5 protein-coding genes and 1 tRNA gene are annotated in these 4648 nt (G+C 67.9%); 3 read left to right on the top strand and 3 right to left on the bottom strand.

Features of this window, described 5'->3' with window-relative positions; genetic code table 11:
* Both GUY59_RS46100 and GUY59_RS46095 read left to right on the top strand, forming a co-directional pair.
* Positions 1 to 209, top strand: a 209-nt coding sequence (locus GUY59_RS46100; protein WP_201762146.1) for a hypothetical protein, incomplete at its 5' end; no start/stop codon positions are given.
* Between the two features lie 37 nt (positions 210 to 246).
* Entirely contained in the window at positions 247 to 2175 is a 1929-nt protein-coding gene (locus GUY59_RS46095) for an FG-GAP-like repeat-containing protein (RefSeq protein WP_161715097.1), read from the top strand.
* A 74-nt stretch (positions 2176 to 2249) separates the two neighbouring features.
* On the opposite strand, the gene GUY59_RS46090 is transcribed toward GUY59_RS46095, so the two are convergent.
* The 3 genes from GUY59_RS46090 to GUY59_RS46080 all read right to left on the bottom strand — a co-directional run bounded on the left by GUY59_RS46090 (position 2250) and on the right by GUY59_RS46080 (position 4331).
* A complete protein-coding gene (locus GUY59_RS46090) occupies positions 2250 to 2915 on the bottom strand; it encodes a YHS domain protein (protein ID WP_138208745.1) in 666 nt (221 codons plus the stop codon).
* Between the two features lie 167 nt (positions 2916 to 3082).
* Positions 3083 to 3745, bottom strand: coding sequence for an AIM24 family protein (locus GUY59_RS46085; RefSeq protein ID WP_330849310.1), 663 nt, complete (start codon positions 3743 to 3745; stop codon positions 3083 to 3085).
* Positions 3746 to 3941: 196 nt separating this feature from the next.
* Positions 3942 to 4331, bottom strand: a complete 390-nt coding sequence (locus GUY59_RS46080; protein WP_138208849.1) for a response regulator transcription factor — start codon at positions 4329 to 4331, stop codon at positions 3942 to 3944.
* 115 nt (positions 4332 to 4446) lie between these two features.
* Between GUY59_RS46080 and GUY59_RS46075 the strand changes: the two genes are divergently transcribed.
* Positions 4447 to 4518 (top strand) — tRNA-Arg (locus tag GUY59_RS46075).
* The last annotated feature ends 130 nt before the right edge of the window (positions 4519 to 4648 follow it).

Below are 4648 nucleotides of genomic sequence, written 5' to 3'. Positions count from 1 at the left end.
CCAGTTCCCTGGTCTCGCTCGGCGACGTCAACAAGGACGGCCGTACCGACATCGGCGCGGTAGACCTCGACGGCGTGCTGCACATCTGGAACGGCAAGGGCGACAACAAGTTCACCCCCGCCGACCGAACCGCCGACCGAACCGCCGACCGGCGACATCACTCTCCACGACGTCACCGTCCAGTGGGACACGGCCGCCTGCGACCCTGACGGGACGACCGGTTCCGACGCCACCATCGCCTCGCAGTTGAACGGCGTACTCACCGGCAGGCTGGACGGCCACATGACCGCGTACAAGGTCTCGTGCGCCCGCATGGTGGTGAAGGCGGTCCGCGACCGCGGCATGCCGAAACGAGCGGCCGCGATCGCGATCACCACCACGATCGTCGAGACGAACATCGAGAACGTCAGCGAGATGGTCGACCACGACAGCCTGGGCCTGTTCCAGCAGCGTGGCTCGTGGGGCAGCGCCAAGAACCGGCTGAACCCGATCTGGGCGACCAACGCCTTCCTCGACAAGATGGTCAGGCTCTACCCGAACAACTCGTGGCAGTCCGCGCCGATCGGCGAGGTGTGCCAGGCCGTCCAGGTCTCCGCGCACCCCGACCGCTACCAGCCGCAGGCGAGCGACGGCCAGAAGATCGTCGACGCGCTCTGGACGGCTTCCGAACGGCCGAACCTGCACGGGGCTGACTTCAACGGCGACGGCGTGAGCGACATCTTCGCCACCGGTACCGGAACGTTGACCGTCTGGAACGGCAAGGGCAGCAACAACTTCACCCCCGCCGACGCGGTCGGCGCCAACTGGAACACGTACAGCCGGCCCATCGGCGGCGACTTCAACGGCGACAGGATCGGCGACCTGGCCGCCGTACGCGACGGCACCCTCCACATCTGGAACGGCAAGGGCGGCAACAAGTTCACCCCCGCGGAAGAGGTCGGCTCCGGCTGGTCCCACCTGGCCAGTTCCCTGGTCTCGCTCGGCGACGTCAACAAGGACGGCCGTACCGACATCGGCGCGGTAGACCTCGACGGCGTGCTGCACATCTGGAACGGCAAGGGCGACAACAAGTTCACCCCCGCCGACCGCGTGGGGGCGGGCTGGAACAGCCTCTCCCGCCCCGTCGGCGGCGACTTCAACGGCGACGGCACCGGCGACATCGCCGCCGTCGACCGTGACGGCGTCCTGCACATCTGGAACGGCAAGGGCAGCAACAACTTCACCGCCCCCGACCGCGTCGGCGCCGGCTGGACCCGCCAGTTCGCGCGCACCCTCATGTCCCTGGGCGACGTGAACGGCGACCGGCACTCCGACCTCGCCGCCGTCGACGGCGCCGGCGTCCTGCACCTGTGGAACGGCAGGGGCAACAACAAGTTCACCCCGGGCGATCCCATCGGTCCCGGCTGGGCGCCGCACTTCCCCGCCGAGTTCGGCGGCGACTTCAACGCCGACGGCATCGGCGACATCCACGCCACAGGCACGGGCACCCTGCACGTCTGGAACGGCAAGGGCGGCAACAACTTCACCCCCGCCGAGGCCGTCGGCGCGGGATGGACGGACGTCAGCCGCCCCGTCGCCGCCGACTTCAACAGCGACGGCATCGGCGACCTGGCCGCCGTACGCGACGGCACCCTCCACATCTGGAACGGCAAGGGCGACAACAAGTTCACCCCCGCCGAGGCCGTCGGCCCCGGCTGGGACGACCTCGCCGCCACCCTGGCCTCGCTCGGCGACGTCAACCGCGACGGCCACGCCGACCTCGCCGCCGTCGACACCGAAGGTGTCCTGCACATCTGGAACGGCCAGGGCAACAACAACTTCCACCCGCCGGTCCGCGTCGGCTCCGGCTGGGGCGCCTTCACCCGCCCGGTCGGCGGCGACTTCAACGGCGACGGCACCGGTGACATCGCCGCCGTCAGCAAGGCCGACGGCTTCCTGCACATCTGGAACGGCAAGGGCAACAACAAGTTCACCCCCTCCGACGCCGTCGGGCCGAACTGGGAGGATCTCGCCGCCACGCTGATGGCTCCCGGCGACCTCAACGCCGACGGTCACACCGACCTCGCGGCCATCAACCCCGAGGGCATCCTCACCCTCTGGAACGGAAAGGGCGACAACGAGTTCGGTCCGGCGGTCACCATCGGCCCCAACTGGAACGAACACTTCCCCCGCTGACGACACCTGTGGGCCGGGGACGTCGCTCCCGGCCCACCGGGTCATGACCGCACGCCGTAGCGGGACACGCTTCTTCAGGTGTCGGTGGACGCGTGCTGCCTGCCGAGCGACAGACCGTGCTCCTCCGCGAAGGCCCGCCGACACAGGCCGTGGCAGAAGCCGTACAAGGTGCCCTGGTGGACGAGGGTAAGAGGCGTGTCGAGATCCACGCTCATGCCGCAGATCGGGTCGATCAGCTTGCCGGACTCCTGGGCGGGCACCTCGCGACCGGGCGCCACGTCACGGTACGGGCGCGAGACGAACTCGGTGAGATCCATGCTGTCCATGACCCTCCCGATGATCCCGATGCCGCCCTCGGTGATGCCCTCGACGAGGATCACGGCGTGGGGTTCGCGGCGCACGCGTTCGGGATCGCGGCCGGCGTCCCGCTCCGTCTCGGCCAGGACATCGGTGATGGCGGTCACCATGTGCTCGCACACCTCCTTGCGCCACGACGCCGGGACCGTGACGCGTACGACATAGCGCGGCGGAGCCGCGGCATCCGTCGCCGGGCGCTGACCGAGGACCCAGGTGGCCGGCTCGTGCACGAGCACCTGCGTGATCAGCCGTTGAGCGTCGATGATCTCGAGGGCGTGACTGTCGTCCTCGACCATCAGCGTGTCGATGAGCCGGCGCCCCAGCGCCTCGCGTTCGTTCTCGCTGAGAGCCCCCCTGGGCACGTAGACATCGATCAGCAACATTGCGCTCACCCAACCCCTCGGAACAGACTTCGCCGTACGCCTCCTCCACCATGCCCGGGAGGGGTATACGAAGCATCCGGCGGGCGGAGCGTTTCTCCCCTACCACGAGGGAAGTAGGCCCGCACGGACGTGCGACGCCACCCGTACCCGTCCGGCCCTCCGCCGGGCTAGGAGGCCTGCACCACGGGAGCGCCCTCGCTGGCCTGCACCAGCACGAACCCCTGCCCCTGGAATGCCAGCTGAATGGCCTCGCCACTCCCCCGTCCGATCAGCGCGCCCGCCTTCATCGTCCGGTTCACGCCCACGTGCAGACTGGTGCTCCAGCACACGGCGGACTGGCCGTCGGCATACGTCGGCATCTGCGCGGCGTCCAGCAACACCGGCGTACCGTGCGTCGTCACCGCCACCCACCCGGTGCCGTTGATCGTCGTGTTGAACAGCCCGCCCGCCGCGACCCCCGCGCCCTGGACCCGCTGGATGTCCCACGACAACTGCGGCTCGAAGGCGAGCAGGTTGCGTCCGTTGACCGTGAGCCCCTCGTTCTCCAGATAGAACAGGTGGATGTCGTCGGCGTTGTCGGCGAGATAGAGCAGCCCTTCGCCGCGCACCCGCATCAGCGACGCGCCCTCGCCCGTCATGGCCTTCTTGAACAGCTTGCCGATGCCGCCGGACCCTTCGTAGTCGAAGTCCATCTGCCCCTGGAAGGCGACCATCGAGCCCTGCTTGGCCAGCACTTCGGGCAGTTGCACCCGGAGCATCTTGCCGTTCTGGAGAGCGAAGCCGGGGGGCAGGGGCTGGCCGTCGAGGTTTCCGAAGATGGAGCTGCGCACGTTTCTACCTTTCGAGAAGTCGTGCCCGCCAGCGTACGGAAAATCCCCTACAACCGCGTACGCACTCCAACCGCCTCAACGAACCTGCACGCACACCCCCCCATGAACGGACGCGGCCCGCACGCACAACCGACCCGCTCAACCCAGCGCGACCCGCACGCTCTCTTCATGAACCAGCGGTCTGTACCCCTGTCCATCAACTCCGCTGAACGCCGGCCGCCAGATCCCTGACCACCTGGATCAACTCCGCCGGATCGAACGGCTTCGTCAGGTAGGCGTCCACCCCGATGCCGAGGCCACGCGCCCGGTCATCGTCCTGCGCCCGCGCCGTGATCAGCACCACCTTGATGTGACTGGTGGCCGCGTCGGTGCGCAGCTTCTCCGCCGTCGTCCATCCGTCCAGGCAGGGCATCATCACGTCGAGCGTGATGACGTCCGGCATGACCTCCAGCACGAGATCAAGGCAGTCCTGCCCATCGGTGGCGGTCGTCACCTCGAACCCTTCCAGGTTCAGGTTGACCGCGATGAGCTGACGGATGACCTCGTCATCGTCCACGACCAGTACTTTCCCAAGAACCTCGCCCACGGGCGCCAAGTTAACCTGTAGTGAGGTGGTCACGCCGGGTTTTCACGGGATGTGTTCAAGGAGCGTTATCCGGTGCCGAGTGGTGTCAGGATGCTGATAGCCTTGTCACTCGTCAGCCCCCTTAGCTCAGGGGATAGAGCACCGGCCTCCGGAGCCGGGTGCGCAGGTTCGAATCCTGCAGGGGGCACACTGTGATGTCTCAGGACATCGGAAACCCTCGAACCTACGGGTTCGGGGGTTTCGTCGTGTTGGGGTTTGCCTGGGGTTGGTAGTCGCGGGCGGGGTCGATGGTCAGCTCGCGCAGGAGTTCTCCGGTG

This window comes from Nonomuraea sp. K271 (assembly GCF_009908215.1).
GTDB lineage: Bacteria > Actinomycetota > Actinomycetes > Streptosporangiales > Streptosporangiaceae > Nonomuraea > Nonomuraea longispora.
The sequence above is the reverse complement of the archived record's forward strand: the minus strand, read 5'-3'. Positions and strand labels throughout refer to the sequence as shown.